The sequence below is a fragment of the Rickettsia endosymbiont of Halotydeus destructor genome (genome assembly GCF_049278075.1).
Lineage (GTDB): Bacteria > Pseudomonadota > Alphaproteobacteria > Rickettsiales > Rickettsiaceae > Rickettsia.
This window is the reverse complement of record NZ_JAPNPB010000001.1, coordinates 375,553-392,495: the sequence shown is the minus strand read 5'-3', so window position 1 is coordinate 392,495 and position 16,943 is coordinate 375,553. Positions and strand designations below refer to the sequence as shown.

Sequence of the window (16,943 nt, the reverse complement as noted above, 5' to 3'; positions counted from 1 at the left end):
CAAGATTACCCAAAACAACACTATTAGTAATGTGTTTGATATATCTCAAAATAATAAATGCTTATTATATAGGATAACGAGCATTTATGAAACAACTTATTTTATAATTTTTGATACAACTCCTGCTCCAACCGTCCTACCACCTTCGCGAATAGAAAACTTTAGACCTTCTTGCATAGCAATCGGAGAAATTAACTTAACTTTAAAATTAGCATTATCTCCAGGCATAACCATCTGCTTATCAGTCGGTAATTCTATCGTACCAGTAACATCCGTTGTTCTAAAATAGAATTGCGGACGATAATTATTAGTAAATGGAGTATGACGCCCCCCCTCTTCTTTACTAAGCACGTATACCTCAGCTTGAAATTCATCATGTGGAGTTATACTACCTGGTTTAGCTAGCACTTGCCCTCGTTGTACATCTTCTTTCTTTGTTCCGCGTAATAATATACCTACATTATCCCCTGCTTCACCGCTGTCAAGAAGCTTTCTAAACATTTCCACCCCAGTACAAGTACTAGTTTGAGTATCTTTTATTCCAACTATCTCTATAGCTTCACCGACTTTTATTACACCCGCTTCAATCCTACCAGTTACAACAGTACCCCTTCCAGAAATAGAAAACACATCTTCTATCGGCATTAAGAATGGCTTCTCAGTTTCTCTTTTTGGCTGAGGAATATAACTATCTACGGCAGTCATTAATTCATGAATAGCTTTTTCTCCTTCAGGCTTACCTTCTAATGCTTGGAGTGCAGAACCCTTAATAAAAGGTATATCATCACCAGGAAAATCGTACTTTGATAATAACTCTCTTACTTCCATTTCAACTAATTCAAGCAAATCAGGATCATCAACCATATCCACTTTATTTAAAAAGACAACCATAGCTGGAACACCCACCTGCTTAGCTAATAATATATGCTCTCTTGTTTGAGGCATTGGGCCGTCGGCAGCAGAAACTACCAGTATTGCTCCATCCATTTGAGCAGCACCCGTTATCATATTTTTTACATAATCGGCATGGCCCGGACAATCTACGTGAGCATAATGCCTAGCTTTAGTCTCATATTCTACGTGTGCAGTAGAGATTGTTATACCCCTCTCCTTCTCTTCAGGAGCTGCATCGATTTGATCGTAAGCTGTTGCCTTTGCTCCACCTTCTTTGGCAAGCACTATTGTTATTGCCGCCGTTAAAGAAGTTTTACCGTGATCCACGTGACCGATAGTACCTATATTAACGTGTGGTTTATTTCTTTCAAACTTTGCTTTTGCCATATTATTTACTCTCTACAATTTTTTTAAGTTTTAATACAAATTGATTTTTTTAAAGTGTATATTTATTTATCTTGCTAAATCTTCACAAACTTTATTACTAAATGTCTGGAGCGGGTGATGGGAATCGAACCCACGCGACCAGCTTGGAAGGCTGGAGTTCTACCATTGAACTACACCCGCATTACCAATCATTTTTCAAAAATAATATTATTGAAAAACGACCGATAGCTCCCCTAAACCTTTTAGTATGGTGGAGGGAGAAGGATTTGAACCTTCGTACGCTTACGCGGGCAGATTTACAGTCTGCTGCCATTGACCACTCGGCCACCCCTCCTAAAGAACTTTACCGTATAAATAGACTAATTCACTGTAAAGCACAATAGAAATTAGTATTAGGACATAAAAAAATCTTTTGCCGAATCATCAAATAAACAAATAGCAGCTAGCACGTTTATTTAGTTGTAAGTTTCTATAATAAATAGTAACTTATGTCAAGAATAAATTGTTCTAGGTTTTTAATAACATGCGAAATAAAGAGACCCCCTCTAAAAACTTTTATTATCTTTACGGAAAACACCCGGTATATTCAGCTCTTAAAAATCCAAAACGTCAAATTGACAGTATTTTGTGCACGGATGACATTTTTAAAAATAATAAGGAATTAATAAGCCTACACCCTTACAAAATCATAGCTAACAATGATTTCTCTAAATATTTAGGTTTAAACCAAGTACATCAAGGAATAGCAGCTAAAGTTAAAACTATTTTTTCTGATAATATTAAGGATATTGACGCCACTAATCCAAATTGTAAAATTGCGATTCTTGATCAAATAACCGATCCTCAAAATATTGGCGCGATTATTCGTAGCGCCGCCGGCTTTGAAATTAATACGATAATATTACCTTCAGATAATTCTCCAGACGAAAATGCGACTATTGCTAAAGCCGCATCAGGTACTTTGGAATTAGTTCAAATTATAAAAGTTACTAATTTACGTATGACTATGGAATATCTAAAAAAACAAGGTTTTTGGATTGTCGGTCTCGATGCCGCAGGGGTAAATTCTTTTAACGATAAATTACTTTCAGATAAAATCGTTGTAGTACTTGGCTCAGAAGATAAAGGAATAAGAAAATTGGTACGAGAAACGTGCGATTATTTAGTGAAAATACCTATTTCAAACAAGGTAGAAAGCCTTAACGTATCAAATGCCGCTTCTATAGTCTTTCATTCACTATATATAAAACATTCTAAATAAATATTATTTTTAGTTCATTTTTTATTTACTTGCAGGTAAAGAATAAGCTACTGTAAAATAATATTTAAATCCTATTTAATTGATATTATACTAATATAGAGATACTGGTAACAGCGTCTATAACACGCTTTACGCAAGTTCATAAATTTCTTTACAATAAACAATAACCTCAATAAGAGTACGTCATGCAGGAAAATGCAGAACAAAATAAAAAAATTATTGAAAATTTTGAACAGCAAGTAGACAAGCTTATAAAAGAACAAAAAGAGCAAATACTGACCAAAGCAATTCTTGGTAAATTTTTGGATGATATAATTAGTAATTTAAAAGACAAAAATTTAATTGACGAAATAACATTTGATATTTATCAAGGTAAGGCAGTGATTGAAAATATAAACTACCCACATAATGCTTTGTCTAACGATCCTGAAATACATCAATGGCAGAAATTCTATAATTTTAATCGTGATATTATGTTAAATAATACCTTAACCTTTCTTTCTAATAGCTTAATAACTTTTTCATTAAAAGATAAATTATATTATAGTTTTGCAAAATTATGTAAACAATTAGGCCTACAGCTAATAAGCGATCATTTTACGAAAAAATTAAACAATATATGAAAAATTACAGAACAGAAACAGATTCGTTCGGCGAGATTAAAATAGAAGAGCAATTTTATTGGGGCGCTCAAACTCAGAGATCCTTAGAAAATTTCAAGATAGGTGGGCAGAAAATGCCTTTGGTTTTAATTCGCTCTTTAGCGATTTTAAAAAAATGTGCAGCACTCACTAATCAAGAATTAGGTAGCCTTGAACTTAAAATAGCAGCCGCAATATACAAAGCTACCGATAGGATTTTAAGTGGCGAATTTAACGATAATTTTCCGTTAGTAATATGGCAAACCGGATCAGGTACACAGACAAACATGAATATGAATGAAGTGATAGCCTCTATTGCTAATGAAGAATTAACAGGCAAAAAAGGCGGTAAATCCCCTGTTCATCCCAACGATCATGTTAATAATGGACAATCGTCAAATGACTCTTTTCCAACCAGCATGCATATAGCAACCGTGCTTGCAACAAAAGAACAATTAATACCGGCACTTACAAATTTATTAACGAGTTTGCAAGATAAATCACAAAATTGGGATAAAATTATTAAGATAGGGCGCACCCATCTGCAGGATGCTACTCCGATAACTTTAAAACAAGAATTCTCCGGTTATATTACTCAAATCGCTTATGCGTTAGAACGGATAGAGGACGCCCTTAAAAAAGTTTATTTACTTGCGCAAGGCGGAACGGCAGTCGGGACAGGTATAAATTCACCTGCAGGATTTGATATAAAATTTGCCGAGAAAGTAGCCGAGTATACTAAACATCCTTTTAAAACAGCTCCTAACAAATTTGAAGCACTGGCCGCTCATGATGCGCTAGTAGAATTTTCTGGCACACTTAACACGATAGCCGTTAGTTTAATGAAAATAGCCAATGATGTAAGATTACTTGGTTCAGGTCCAAGGTGCGGATTCGGTGAGCTACATCTACCGGAAAACGAGCCAGGCTCTTCTATTATGCCCGGTAAAGTTAATCCGACACAAGTCGAAGCTTTAACAATGGTGTGTACGCAGGTAATGGGTAATCATGTAACCGTGACGATTGCCGGCTCAAACGGTCATCTTGAACTGAATGTTTTTAAGCCCGTAATTATATATAATATTCTACAGTCTATCGAGTTACTTTCGGATAGCGTTAATAGCTTTGTCACTCATTGTATAAAAGGCCTTGAACCTAATATAGAACGAATTAATAATTTACGTGATCAATCTCTTATGTTAGTTACTGCTCTTAACCCTCATATCGGTTATGATAATGCAGCAAAAATTGCCAAGGAAGCTTATAAGCAAGGAATAACTTTAAAGCAAGCGGCACTACAATTAAACTTATTATCGGCAGAAGAATTTGATAAAATAGTAGTAGCTGAAAATATGGTTGACAATATTAGCAAAATAGACTAGTATTGAACTAGTTTAATTTATTATATTATCTATATGAAACAACATCTACCTAATCAAATTAATTTATTTGAAGCAAAAACTCATTTTTCAAACCTTATACAACGTGTACAAGACGGTGAGAAGATTACTATATGTAAACACAATACACCAGTTGCCCTACTTATACCAATCACGACAAGACCTAAAATAGAAAATATTGTAGAAAAATTTGCTGAATTTAGTAAAGGCAAGACATTGGCACCTTATACTATTAATGAGCTTAGAGATGAAGGCAAAAGATGAATAATCTCTCTTTTATACTAGATTGTTCTATAGCTATAACATGGTGTTTTGAAGATGAGAATAATGAATATTCAAAATTTGTGTTAAATTATTGTATGAAGCACGGAGCTATAGTACCTTCTCTTTGGAAACTTGAAATAACTAATACATTATTGGTATCAGAAAAACGTAATAGATTACATATAGCCGATACCGTTAAATTTATAGATTTATATAATTCTCTACCTCTTAACATATCAAATTTTAATTTTTCTATACATGAAATTACCCAAACCGCAAGAAATAACAATCTTACTTCATATGATACAACTTATTTATTAACTGCCATACATGAGGGACTTCCTATAGCTACTAACGATAAAGCATTAATTAAAGCATGTCATAATAACGGCGTACTATTATTAAAGGAAAATAATCCGCATTTTTCATAAAAGACTATAGAAATATTGCTTAATTTTTATTATACTTAAGCAAAAATACTTATCAGGTAAAAAATAATTATGAACCTAGGCATTAAAGCACCAGAAAATATAGTACTTAAGCCGGTTATTACGGTTTTCGGCATAGGCGGAGCCGGCAGTAACGCAGTAAATAATATGATCACTTCTAAGCTACAAGGTGCTAATTTTGTGGTAGCCAATACTGATGCCCAATCGCTTGAGCATTCCTTATGTAACAATAAAATCCAGCTAGGCGTCACAACTACCAGAGGTCTTGGAGCAGGAGCATCACCGGAAGTCGGGGCTATGGCCGCTCAAGAATCGGAGAATGAAATTCGCAGTTATTTAGAAGGTAGTAACATGGTATTTATTACCGCCGGTATGGGCGGTGGCACCGGTACGGGCGCTTCACCAGTTATTGCCAAGATTGCTAAGGAATTAGGTATTCTTACGGTCGGCGTAGTGACTAAACCTTTCCATTTTGAAGGCGGTCATCGTATGAAAACAGCCGATAAAGGGCTGATAGAATTACAGCAATTCGTCGACACCTTAATTGTCATACCAAATCAAAATTTATTTCGTATAGCAAACGAGCAAACAACATTTGCTGATGCTTTCAAAATGGCAGATGATGTACTTCATGCAGGAGTCCGAGGTATAACGGATTTAATGATTATGCCGGGACTTATTAACCTTGATTTCGCCGATATTAGAGCCATAATGAGCGAAATGGGTAAAGCAATGATGGGTACGGGTGAAGCAACCGGAGAAGATAGAGCTATTAAAGCAGCAGAAGCAGCGATCTCAAATCCTTTGCTTGATCACAGCTCAATGCGTGGCGCTAAAGCAGTGTTAATTAACATTAGCGGTTCCGACATGACTTTATTTGAAGTTGATAATGCAGCTAACAGAATTAGGGAAGAAGTTGATAACTTGGAAGCAAATATTATTTTCGGTTCAACCTTTAACCCCGAATTAAACGGCCTTGTTAGGGTATCGGTTGTAGCAACAGGCATTGATGCTGATAAAATAATAGCTTCAAAAGCTTCAATTACTTTAACATCGCAGGAAAGTAAAAATATCGAGAATATATCACACTCGACAGAGATAGAAGAAATCCCTGAGTTTAATCAGTATAATATTGAAGAAACAGTCATAGAGAATTCTTTACAGGATTTAACAGAAAATACTCAAAGCTTGCCGGTAAATACGGCAAATAAACCGATAGAAGAAGCTTCAAAATCTTCATTTTTAGGCAGAATGTGGAATTCTTTGAGAACTCCGAATTCCCAAACTCCTGAAAGAACTAAGAATATTATAGTTACCTCAGACGATAACCGAGAGACTAAACCGGAATCGGATATTCACGATATACCGGCTTTTTTAAGGAAGAAACGAGATTAAGACTTTTCAGACTGTGTAGGCGTTGTTGCAAAAACACCGTCATTGCGAGGAGGGGCGTAGCCCCGACGTGGCAATCTAGAAAAAAATATTATGCAATTTATTATTTTCTGGATTGCCGCGCTCCCTATAGTCGCTCGCAATGACGCGTGGGATATCCACGCAACAACGCCGGCTGTGTACGATTTCTAACTCTTTTCTGCTACAAATTTTAAAACAGTAAATTGGTGAGAAATCGTACGCAAAACCCGGACAAGAAATATTTCAGGACAATTTTTTACCCTAAAATATTAGAGCTATTTATTCTTCTTCTATAAATCCATTTTTGTCTCCTATAGACTTAACTTCATCTCCTAAAAGCATTTCTGTAGTTTCTTTGAGACTATACTTACTTAAAAAGTCAGTATTTAACTCAATATTTTCCCAGTGATGTGCTATACGCTTTATTGTATCTTTTATATTTTTATTAACCTTATTTTCATTACTAATATTTAGTAATTGTTGTAAAATAACCCTTCCCTCTGGAGCAGTAATAAAGTCAATAAATGTTTGATAATGATTATTTACCAGATCAAGTAAATAATTCCCTGGTATTTTAAATTGTGAATTAGAGTTATAAAAATGTTCTAATTTTTCACCTTCCTCCTGAAGAAAGAATTTTTGGTTTTTAAGTAAACTTATAGGCACCGGTGACAAATCTTCACAGCGATTAAGAAGATTAGCTTCTAATATATTTAAATTTTCATTAGCTTCGGAGTATAGACTAATTTTTTCTTCTATTTTATTAGAAAGTTCAGAAGATATTGTACCGCTATATTTTTGTGCATCTAAATCATATGGCAATCCTTTATTATCAATAATATTTTGTAACCTATTTAAAAATATTCCCTTGCCCCATTGATCATCTAATAACTTAATATTTATTTTGTTTAATTCTTTCCCTTCAACAAATTGGTCTACTAATTCTGCTATATTTAATATTTGTGCTGTCTCTTCTGTGCGATCTTGTATAATATCTATAGGCTTTTTACCTTGTGTATTAGTAATATTAATTTTAGCGCCATTTTCTATTAAAAGCTTTACAACTATATTATTCCTCAGATGAGCTGCATAATATAATGGTGTATTACCTGGGGCATCTGAATGATTAATATTGATTCCATCTTTTATTAAAACTTTAATTATGTCAGCATAAACATCTAAATAATTTAATACAGAATAATGTAAAGCATTCTTCCCTACTTCATCAGTAGCATTAATATTAACACCTTTACTTAATATCTCTTCAACTTCTTTTGCTTCACAACGGCTATTAATTCTTTGCAATAACAACGGTAATTCTTTTTCTTTCATAAATTTACTCCTTTAAAAAATTTAAAGGAAGATATTACTATTTAGTTAAAAAGCAAAGGATTTTTTTACTTTTTAACTTTAAGCATAATTTACTATATATCTATAGATAAGCATTTCTTAAAAAAATTTTTTATAATAAAGAATGGACGTTTTTGTATGGCTCTGTAAACTTCTTTACACTTTAAGCTGCTTTTCTAAATGGCTCTAGTATAAGTCCCATAATAAAGATATATTTAAGCTTTACTCTTCGTCTACCGCTTCAACTGCTTCAACTTCCGGGACAAAATGTTTTAGCATTGATTCGATACCGTTTTTTAAAGTAATACTAGAACTCGGACATCCGGCACACGATCCGTGAAGCTCCAGCTTTACTATACCATTTTCAAATCCTTTATAGACTATATCACCGCCATCCATAGCAACAGATGGACGGACTCTGGTTTCAATAATTTCTATAATCTGTTTTTCAATTTCGGAAAGATTTTCGGTATTATATTTATCAGCGATATCTACAGGTACGCTTGAATCATCAAACACCGGAAAACCAGCAATGAAATGATCCATAATAACCATTAAAATTTCTGGCTTTAATGTTTGCCAATTCCCTTCATCATGCTTGGTAATAGTAATAAAATCGCTACCGAAAAATACTGATTTTACATTAATTATCCCGAATAATAATTCCGCTAATTTACTTTTTCCTTTTACCTCAGGCAATTCACTAAAAAATATCGGCTGTTCAGGACTAACCTGCAACCCCGGAAAGAATTTAATGGCATTTGGATTAGGAGTATTTTCAGTTTGAATAAACATATAAATCAATAAATATAATTAATGTAATAAGAGTTACCCAGGGTATGTATAATTTAATATATTTCACTATAACACCGTCATTGCGAGGAGATTCATAAAATCGACGTGGCAGTCTAGAAAAAATAGCTAGATTGCTTTGCTTGCAATGACGGTGGCAGAGGAGTATCACTAATTATGAACATACACCAGATATATAATTTGTTCACTATAATAGCTTAAAGAAATTACTTGAGCAATGCCTTTCTTACACGCCAGAACTATAAGCAAATCGCTAAAACTTTTAATGGATCGAGGCAAACAGGTGAGTCCAAATTAATTAAGACCATACTGTTTATTGACATTTTAGCTAATATAATTTATTTATTAATATTTAATTTACTAATAGAAATTTTAAATGTTACCCGAAAAAGCAAAAGAAGCATCTTTATTTAGAGCAATTGAACAAAATAGTATGAAACGGCTGGAGTTTTTGCTTTCTATCGGTTTTAATGTAGATGCTGAAAATGATAAAGGCGAGCGACTTATTGAGATACTTACTCGCACTCAGAATTTAGAAGGAGTGAAAATACTATTAAAACATAATGCTGATTTTACTGTAAAGTTTAATAAACTTGGAGAGTTTAGTAAATTTATCCCGCATCTAGTAAAAAAAAGTAATACTAAACTTAAAGATTTGATCAAACTTGAAATGGCATTTTTTGATGAAGATTTTAGAACGATAGATATTATTCTTGATATGGATATAATAATAGACGAGTCTCCAACTACGTTTATTAAATCAATAGGATTTATTAATCATGATAAAGACAAATATATTAAATTTTTAGAAGAGTTTGTAAAATTAAAATTAGAAGTTTTAGAAGTTAGTCATGTTAAAAACGATAAAGAAGCTTTAGCAGGATATATTAAAAAGTTAGAAATTCTTAATGAATTCCTAGAAGAATATGAGTATTTTACAAATAAACCAGTAAAAATGTTTTTAGAAAAGATAATTAATGGATACCACACTACCGAATCATTATCTACAGAAAGTTTTACAGATTTTGAGGAAGATTATTTAAAAAAATATCCCGTAGATTTAACAGGAGAGGAATTTTCTTATTCTTAACCTCTGCCTTTATTATCTTTACCTGAATTATCTTTAATATAGCTTTGCCATTTAGTTGCTTTAATATTTCTGGTAGTATTTGCTATTTGTGATTGTACTTTATGACCATACGTAATTAGTAACCGCCTTTTTATTTTTATTAAGTTTTCTGTAGAAATTTTATACTCCGTATTATTGTTGTTATTATCAATTGTTCTATTAGCTTTTAATTCTTCAGTAATTAAATTTGCTATTTCTTTTTTATTTTGTATTAAATTATCAATAGGCATTTCTTTAAGCACATCAGATAAGGCGTTTCTTATTTGTACACTTTCCTGATTACCGACATGATTTACCTTTTCTATTCTTTCTAGCGCTGTGTCTATTACTAAATTTATCTCCTTTAATGCTTTATTAGTAGCACCAGGATTTTGCTGAAAAAAATTATGCCGCGCAAGGCTTGATGATAGATTAGTATTTAATGATTTTACCCATGTTCTCTCATTCTGCTGGTTTATTCCTTCAGGTTGTTTATTAATAGGTAGGCTTTTATAAGGTCTAGAATTTTTAGGGGGAGGGCCAAAATAGAATAAGTTGCCTGGGTTATCAAGGTTGATTAATTCTTTACTTCCATTAATTTTTTCCTCCAAAAATGCTTTTAGTTTCATATTTCTATATTTTTCAGCAGTAGCTATAAGATTATTCTTGCTGTTTTCTATTTCTAAATTTGCTCCCTTTTCTATTAAAAGTTTTACTAATTCTAAATTTCCGCTCCTGCAAGCTAAAAGTAAAGGGGTTTCACCATTTTTATTAGATTTATTTATGTCAGCTCCATTTTTTAATAAAAGTTTTGCCAACCTCAAATCACCTTGGTCGCATACAGTAAACAAGGCAGTAGAGCCATCAACATTAGGTAAATTAAGATCAACTTTATATTTTATTAGAAGTTCTGTTATTCTAGCATCTCCATAATTACATGTACTGTATAAGAGGGTAGCACCTGTATTATGATCAAAAATATTAGGATTTGCTCCTTTTTCTAATAACATTGCAGTTATTTTTGAAGAATGATATTTATAGGCGACAAATAAAGGGGTATTCCCTAGCGGATCGCTAACATTAGGGTCTGCTCCTTTATTTAATAAACTCTTTACTATCCCTGTAGAATTATTATTACAAGCTATAATTAATGGAATAAGCCCTTTAAGGCCTACTGAATTAGGATTTGCTCCTTTCTCTAACAAAAGCTCTACTATTTTTGTAGAATTATTATTACAAGCTGTAATTAATGGCGTATTCTTTTTACTATTTACACAGTTGGGAGAAGCTCCTTTTTGCAGTAAAATTTCTACTAATTCTAAATTTTCTCTAGCGCATGCACTCATTAAAGGTATAGCGTTTATATTAGGATGAAAATTAGGGTTGATTTCTGGTTGATTTAATAATAATTTTGCTACCTCATTAAAATCTTTACTACAGGCATTATATAACACTGATACGCCTATCGTATATATGGTATTAGGGTCTGCTCCTTTATCTAATAAAGCTTTAACCAAATCTAAATTGTTACTCCAAACAGCAACCCACAAAGGCGTAATATTTAAAATACTCCGGTTTATTAACTCAGTATCTAAATTATTTAGTATATTAGTTAAAATAGCCCTTATTTCGATTTTAGATTTGATGATTGCGCCTCCAGCAACGGAATTAACTAAATTTGTTAATGTACCTGCAATATAATTTTTAACATTTTCATTAGTAATATTACCGATATAACTCTGAAATTTTTCAATATCTTCAGAAGTTAAATATTTTCCTACTAATTCATAAAAACGTTTTTCTTCAAAATTTAAATAATTTTGTAATTCCTTATGCAATTCTTCCTCAGAAACTTTTTTTTGTAAAATATTGGAAATTATATTAGCGCTTGAACCTTCTGCAGGGTTGCGAATAGTTTTGAATTTTATAATGTTATTATCATTCTCTTTTTGATTAAAAGTGGTAGCCTGATAATTTTCCAGCTGATCATAAAGATACTGCAAATGAGGAGTTAAACTATTATCTTTTATATAACGAGTAAGAGAATGCAGAAGAGAGAAATATCCACAGTCTGTAAGTTCAGTGTAACTGGATTTTATATGTGTTACTATTATGCTGCCGGGTTTTAAAACTTTTATATCTTTGTTTGCGGTTCCTCCATAACATGACCATATGTGAACATATAAGGGACTAGATAGTGACAATTCTTGTAATTGTTGTAAAAAATCTTTTGTTTTAATTTCCACATTTTCTAAAGATAAAGTATGCTCTTTATTATTTCTTAGACCATGAGCTGAAATATCAGTTCTAGTATTAGCTCCTATTTGCAAATTCTGCTTTTTGAGCGCTTTTGCTATATCATTTATTTTAATTTCTTTTTTTCCATCTCCTATTACCAAGCAATCTTCTCTGTTATACAGCTCTAAAACTTGAGGATTAGGACGCATGTTAGGCCCCAATATATAAAGGGCTTTTAATTCTTTAGGTTTGGTGAGATCATTAGTTACTGCTTTCGACATACTGAACTATTAATATTTTCATTTAATTAATAAGAGCATGTTTTATTTAAAATAATATAAATAATTAATAATATTAATGTAAAAAAATTTCTACTGTAATACAAAAGTGGCAGTTGTGTGCTAGAGAGTAGCCAATAAAGAGGAAATGATGATATTAAAAATGACTAAAGTAATGTGGGGTGTGGTAAGATAGAGCTGCCAAAAACTGGCTAATGGTACCCGCGGCCGGACTTGAACCGGCAAGGGCTTGCGCCCCACGGATTTTAAGTCCGTTATGTCTACCATTCCATCACGCGGGCATTTGTATACTGTATACAATTCAAGGTGACAGACTAATAAAAAAAATATAAAAATGCAAGTACTTTTATAAATTTATGCTATTTAACTTTAATAGTGTTTAACTTTAATAGTGACAAAATAGTAATAATATGTTAAATTAAAGTCAGAAAGTAAAAATTTCTTTTGCATATTATTGACAAGTAGCACAATATAAGGTAGTTATTACATAATGAGTTTATGTAAGTACACTTTTTAACAAAATAATTTTCTGTTATCAATCGGTAATAAGTCTAAATTTTTGTTAAAGATTTTACAATTAAATTCAGATAAGCAATTTCTATCTAATAAAGGTTTTTATGTCTACAGGTAAAGTTAAATGGTTTAATTCAACAAAAGGTTATGGGTTCATTCAACCGGATGACGGTAGTAAAGATGTGTTCGTCCATATCTCGGCTGTTGAAGAAGCAGGAATTCGTAATCTTAACGAAGACCAAGCTATAAGTTATGATCTTGAAGATAACAAAGGAAAAGTTTCCGCTGTTAACCTCCAACTTAAATAAACATACTTAAAAATACCAAAAGCAGTTATCCAAAACTAACGTTAACAAGACCTTAAGTTTTGGATAGCCTTGTCATTTTCATCAAGATAAAATATTTTGTTTTTATACATAATATACTAATTTAGTTTTCAAGAATAAGTTTTTACTATGCACTTGATAAAAATTTAAGCTTATTTAAGTATTATTAAATAAATTATGTATTTTATCTCACAGATTACATTAAGTCTTTTTGAAATTATGAAAAAATAACTTATCTTTAATACTAAATGCAAAGTTGTTACATGGATCGGCAAATTGTTTTTTTTATATCATTTCTAGTTAGAAATAGAAATTCAGGAGATATTTGAAAAGTAAAATTATATAGTAAACCTGCTGATTTACTTTGCTCAAATGATTTTTGCTCTTCTGTTTTAAGATGGTATTAAAAATTTATGCTATACAACGATTTTTATATAGGGATAATTTATCATAATCTAAGCACTGCTAAAAAATTTTTAAATTGGTAATTAAATAGATTTTTGTAGGAATAATTACTTTTATTTTTTACAACAAAAAGCTTTAATTAGCTTTAAAATTAATTTTATTAACAGCGCTAATTAATGTGCATATTCTAACTTAATCATATAGTCGATTCTAGAGAAATCGGATAGCGAGGTCGTTATCTTACAAACCTAGAGAAATTGACTATAAATAACTAACATTGGATTTATATATAATGAAAAATTTTAATTTACCCGATGAATTAATTTCATCACTCGAAAAAATAAACATCACTACCGCAACTGAAATTCAAAAACAGGCGATACCGCTTGCGATGAACGGAGCAGATATTCTTGCTTCTAGTCAAACAGGTTCAGGAAAAACCCTTGCCTACCTATTACCTATTATCAATTCCTTTATTAATACTAAATCTACTGCTTTAGTGCTTGTACCGACAAGAGAACTAGCAAGTCAAATATGCAATGCTTTAAAAAGCGTAACAAAAGAATTAAAAATGAGTAGTGCGGTATTAATTGGCGGTGAACCGATGCCTGAGCAATTTAGACAGCTAAAAAACAACCCTAAAGTAGTTATCGGAACGCCAGGAAGAATTATCGATCACTTAACTCGCGGTACCTTAAAACTAAATAGTATCGGTATAGTAGTACTTGACGAAATGGACAGAATGCTTGATATGGGAATGAAAGAGCAGCTAGAAGAAATTAATAAATATCTTCCTGAAAAAAGACAGGTTTTAATGTTTTCTGCTACTATGCCCAAGCATATTGTTAGCTTGTCACAAAAATATTTAAAGGATCCTGTTCGTATTACCGTAGGTTCAGCTAATAAAGCCGCACCGGAAATAAAACAAGAATCTTTAAGGATATCGGATAGAGAAAAATTTGGTGAACTTACAAAACAGCTAGATACTCGCGACGGTTCTGTTATTATTTTTGTTAAAACAAAACGTTCGGCAGATCAGTTGGCTAAGATGCTAAAATCAGAAAACCATAAAGCGGAAGCTATTCATGGAGATTTAAGTCAGCGTCAACGTGAACGGGTAATTTTATCCTTCCGCCAGTCACGCCATAGAATAATGGTAGCAACGGATGTCGCTGCTCGTGGTCTTGATATACCTCATACCCAGCATGTTATTAATTATGACTTGCCGATGTGCCCAGAGGATTATTTACATAGAATAGGTAGAACCGGTAGAGCCGGCGCAACAGGTAATGCTTTATCATTTATTTGCCCTGATGATATTATGAGATGGAAAGCTATTGATCGTTTAATAAATCAAGGAGAATCTACTGAACGTAGCGAACTTATGGGGAAAAATAACCGTAGAAAGCCTTTTGGTACTGATAATGGTAGAAAATCTTTCGGTGGTAATAATAGGAGAGATGATAATAACCCGAGAAATAATTCGCCAAGAAAGGCAGGTGCTTTTGATAATTCTCGTAAAAGAACTTTTAATAGTAGTAACAGGAACAGCAAGGCATCCTAGTATATTATACAAAGGCACTGTTGAACGGATCAGTTAAAGCGTACTCGATGTCATTCCCGTGAAAACGGGAATCCAGGAAAGACTTATACTCGTCATTGCGAGAAGGGTCGTAGTTAGGACGTGGCAATCCAGTAAAATAATAAAAACTCGTCATTGCGAACGAAGCGAAGTAATCTAGAAAATTAAGTCATCCTGAATTTATTTCAGGATCTTTTGCAAGAGATGCTGAATCAAGTTCAGCATGACAAGAACTAGATTGCCACGTCGGGACTACGTACCTCCCATCGCAATGACGGCTAAAATTCGATCTACGCAACAACGCTCCCACGAGAGTGACATCAAAAATATTAACTATAAACAACAACGAGGTTTAAATTCATAAATTTTATTATTGTAAAACTAAAACCTGCTTTTAGTATTTTATTTATTTTAACGATAACTTTTCCTTCCGGATTATTTTTTTTACTTAGTGGTTCTACTTTGTCATTTTGGCTTCGAGAATCTGGTTTTAGTAAAATAACTATCGGGCTTTTTAGTTTAGTAAACGTCCTTCACATATTTAAATTTTTATGGGGCCCATTGCTTGAAAAAATAAGTTTTTCAAAGCTTGTATCTCAAGGATATAAATACTGCTTAATCCTTTCATTACTTGGTTGTATTATATGTTTATATGCTTTAACATTTTTCAAACCTGATAATAATTTTGTATTATTTGCTCTATCTTTAATAATTTTAGGATTTTTTTCCTCCATCTATGGAATACTTATTCAGTCATCCCAAATATTACTTGTTAATAGTAAAAATTGGGGCTTAAGCGAAGCAGCTTGTACTACAGGATTTAGAATCGGTATATTAGTTGCAGGCTCCGGCGCATTATATTTATCGACTATAATCTCCTGGGAAAGTATTTATCGAATTATGGCAATTTTATGTCTGCCATCATTATTCTTAATAATTTTTTATTCTTTTAATATTAATAATTCTAATACTCTTCAAAATCGATCAAAATTTTTGTCCGCTTTTCACGATTTTATCAAAAAACCTAAATGGCTTCTGATCGTCAGCTTTATGCTACTTTATAGGTTACAAGATAGCTTTCTGTCCGTTATGCCTAACATGTTTTACGTAGATATCGGTTATTCAAAAACACAGCTTGCATTCGGTTATAAAGCTTTAGGCTTGTGTGCTGCTACTTTTGGGGGGTTTTTAGGAGGGTATTTATGTCGTAAATATGATTATCGGTTGTTATTCAGAAAAGTATTAGTTTGCCACGCTTTATCCGCTTTATCTTTTTTATTTCTTTATTACTGCGCCAAAGATCTTATAGCATTATATATAGTAGTTTTTCTTCAACAATTTACTATGGGCTTAACACTTGCCCCATTTTTTTCTTATCAACTAAAGTGCTGCACTCAAAAATATTGTATAACGCAAATTGCGATATTAACTTCTATTGCTTCTATTACTCCTATATTTTTAGGCAGTATATCAGGGCTTAATGCTACTTATCTTGGGTGGCCATGCTTTTTTATATTATCGACTCTTTGCTTTATTCCAGCTTATATATTGGTAAAATATTTACCGGAATAATATATTTATACTTGTCATTGCGAGGAGG

At 32.4% G+C, this 16,943-nt stretch carries 14 protein-coding genes and 3 tRNA genes; 10 read left to right on the top strand and 7 right to left on the bottom strand.

The annotated features are described in order from the left end of the window. Positions 1-96: 96 nt before the first annotated feature. From tuf to OTR29_RS01750, 3 genes are all read right to left on the bottom strand, one after another. On the bottom strand, positions 97-1,281 hold the full coding sequence (tuf, locus tag OTR29_RS01760) for an elongation factor Tu (RefSeq protein ID WP_422228941.1): 1,185 nt from the start codon (positions 1,279-1,281) through the stop codon (positions 97-99). Positions 1,282-1,387: 106 nt separating this feature from the next. Then, a tRNA-Gly gene (locus tag OTR29_RS01755) sits at positions 1,388-1,461 on the bottom strand. Positions 1,462-1,529: 68 nt separating this feature from the next. Then, positions 1,530-1,615, bottom strand: a tRNA-Tyr gene (locus OTR29_RS01750). Between the two features lie 189 nt (positions 1,616-1,804). Between OTR29_RS01750 and rlmB the strand changes: the two genes are divergently transcribed. The 6 genes from rlmB to ftsZ all read left to right on the top strand — a co-directional run bounded on the left by rlmB (position 1,805) and on the right by ftsZ (position 6,691). After that, positions 1,805-2,542: a 23S rRNA (guanosine(2251)-2'-O)-methyltransferase RlmB gene (gene rlmB / locus OTR29_RS01745; RefSeq protein WP_422228940.1), complete on the top strand. Its 738-nt coding sequence runs from the start codon at positions 1,805-1,807 to the stop codon at positions 2,540-2,542. Positions 2,543-2,727: 185 nt separating this feature from the next. Continuing rightward, positions 2,728-3,165, top strand: coding sequence for a hypothetical protein (locus OTR29_RS01740; protein WP_422228939.1), 438 nt, complete (start codon positions 2,728-2,730; stop codon positions 3,163-3,165). After that, positions 3,162-4,565 carry a class II fumarate hydratase gene (gene fumC, locus OTR29_RS01735; protein ID WP_422228938.1) on the top strand — a complete coding sequence of 468 codons (1,404 nt, stop codon included), beginning with the start codon at positions 3,162-3,164 and terminating at the stop codon, positions 4,563-4,565. The genes OTR29_RS01740 and fumC overlap by 4 nt, the downstream gene beginning before the upstream one ends. Positions 4,566-4,598: 33 nt before the next feature. Then, positions 4,599-4,847 (top strand): type II toxin-antitoxin system Phd/YefM family antitoxin, encoded by a 249-nt coding sequence (locus OTR29_RS01730; RefSeq protein WP_422228937.1) that lies wholly within the window; start codon positions 4,599-4,601, stop codon positions 4,845-4,847. Beyond that, a complete protein-coding gene (locus OTR29_RS01725) occupies positions 4,844-5,278 on the top strand; it encodes a type II toxin-antitoxin system VapC family toxin (protein ID WP_422228936.1) in 435 nt (144 codons plus the stop codon). Before OTR29_RS01730 ends, OTR29_RS01725 begins: the two co-directional genes overlap by 4 nt. Before the next feature lie 69 nt (positions 5,279-5,347). Next, positions 5,348-6,691 (top strand): cell division protein FtsZ, encoded by a 1,344-nt coding sequence (gene ftsZ, locus OTR29_RS01720; RefSeq protein WP_422228935.1) that lies wholly within the window; start codon positions 5,348-5,350, stop codon positions 6,689-6,691. A 297-nt stretch (positions 6,692-6,988) separates the two neighbouring features. On the opposite strand, the gene OTR29_RS01715 is transcribed toward ftsZ, so the two are convergent. Both OTR29_RS01715 and OTR29_RS01710 read right to left on the bottom strand, forming a co-directional pair. Beyond that, positions 6,989-8,041, bottom strand: coding sequence for an ankyrin repeat domain-containing protein (locus OTR29_RS01715; protein WP_422228934.1), 1,053 nt, complete (start codon positions 8,039-8,041; stop codon positions 6,989-6,991). A 240-nt stretch (positions 8,042-8,281) separates the two neighbouring features. Beyond that, positions 8,282-8,854 carry a NifU family protein gene (locus OTR29_RS01710; RefSeq protein ID WP_422228933.1) on the bottom strand — a complete coding sequence of 191 codons (573 nt, stop codon included), beginning with the start codon at positions 8,852-8,854 and terminating at the stop codon, positions 8,282-8,284. 394 nt (positions 8,855-9,248) lie between these two features. On the opposite strand from OTR29_RS01710, the gene OTR29_RS01705 reads away from it, so the two are divergent. After that, positions 9,249-9,962, top strand: a complete 714-nt coding sequence (locus OTR29_RS01705; RefSeq protein ID WP_422228932.1) for a hypothetical protein — start codon at positions 9,249-9,251, stop codon at positions 9,960-9,962. Here OTR29_RS01705 and OTR29_RS01700 read toward each other — a convergent pair. Together OTR29_RS01700 and OTR29_RS01695 are read right to left on the bottom strand one after the other, a co-directional pair. Next, a complete protein-coding gene (locus OTR29_RS01700; RefSeq protein ID WP_422228931.1) occupies positions 9,959-12,499 on the bottom strand; it encodes an ankyrin repeat domain-containing protein in 2,541 nt (846 codons plus the stop codon). The genes OTR29_RS01705 and OTR29_RS01700 overlap by 4 nt on opposite strands. A 213-nt stretch (positions 12,500-12,712) precedes the next feature. Next, a tRNA-Leu gene (locus OTR29_RS01695) sits at positions 12,713-12,798 on the bottom strand. 336 nt (positions 12,799-13,134) lie between these two features. Here OTR29_RS01695 and OTR29_RS01690 point away from each other — a divergent pair. The 3 genes from OTR29_RS01690 (at position 13,135) to OTR29_RS01680 (ending at position 16,915) form a co-directional block, all read left to right on the top strand. Continuing rightward, a complete protein-coding gene (locus OTR29_RS01690; protein WP_422228930.1) occupies positions 13,135-13,338 on the top strand; it encodes a cold-shock protein in 204 nt (67 codons plus the stop codon). 715 nt (positions 13,339-14,053) lie between these two features. Beyond that, entirely contained in the window at positions 14,054-15,325 is a 1,272-nt protein-coding gene (locus tag OTR29_RS01685) for a DEAD/DEAH box helicase (RefSeq protein WP_422228929.1), read from the top strand. Between the two features lie 378 nt (positions 15,326-15,703). Beyond that, positions 15,704-16,915, top strand: coding sequence for an MFS transporter (locus tag OTR29_RS01680; protein ID WP_422229060.1), 1,212 nt, complete (start codon positions 15,704-15,706; stop codon positions 16,913-16,915). The last annotated feature ends 28 nt before the right edge of the window (positions 16,916-16,943 follow it).

Bases quoted from the DNA above. Each gene is read 5' to 3' on its own strand.
- tuf (WP_422228941.1), bottom strand. From the start codon at position 1,281: ATGGCAAAAGCAAAGTTTGAAAGAAATAAACCACACGTTAATATAGGT.
- rlmB (WP_422228940.1), top strand. From the start codon at position 1,805: ATGCGAAATAAAGAGACCCCCTCTAAAAACTTTTATTATCTTTACGGA.
- OTR29_RS01740 (WP_422228939.1), top strand. From the start codon at position 2,728: ATGCAGGAAAATGCAGAACAAAATAAAAAAATTATTGAAAATTTTGAA.
- fumC (WP_422228938.1), top strand. From the start codon at position 3,162: ATGAAAAATTACAGAACAGAAACAGATTCGTTCGGCGAGATTAAAATA.
- OTR29_RS01730 (WP_422228937.1), top strand. From the start codon at position 4,599: ATGAAACAACATCTACCTAATCAAATTAATTTATTTGAAGCAAAAACT.
- OTR29_RS01725 (WP_422228936.1), top strand. From the start codon at position 4,844: ATGAATAATCTCTCTTTTATACTAGATTGTTCTATAGCTATAACATGG.
- ftsZ (WP_422228935.1), top strand. From the start codon at position 5,348: ATGAACCTAGGCATTAAAGCACCAGAAAATATAGTACTTAAGCCGGTT.
- OTR29_RS01715 (WP_422228934.1), bottom strand. From the start codon at position 8,041: ATGAAAGAAAAAGAATTACCGTTGTTATTGCAAAGAATTAATAGCCGT.
- OTR29_RS01710 (WP_422228933.1), bottom strand. From the start codon at position 8,854: ATGTTTATTCAAACTGAAAATACTCCTAATCCAAATGCCATTAAATTC.
- OTR29_RS01705 (WP_422228932.1), top strand. From the start codon at position 9,249: ATGTTACCCGAAAAAGCAAAAGAAGCATCTTTATTTAGAGCAATTGAA.
- OTR29_RS01700 (WP_422228931.1), bottom strand. From the start codon at position 12,499: ATGTCGAAAGCAGTAACTAATGATCTCACCAAACCTAAAGAATTAAAA.
- OTR29_RS01690 (WP_422228930.1), top strand. From the start codon at position 13,135: ATGTCTACAGGTAAAGTTAAATGGTTTAATTCAACAAAAGGTTATGGG.
- OTR29_RS01685 (WP_422228929.1), top strand. From the start codon at position 14,054: ATGAAAAATTTTAATTTACCCGATGAATTAATTTCATCACTCGAAAAA.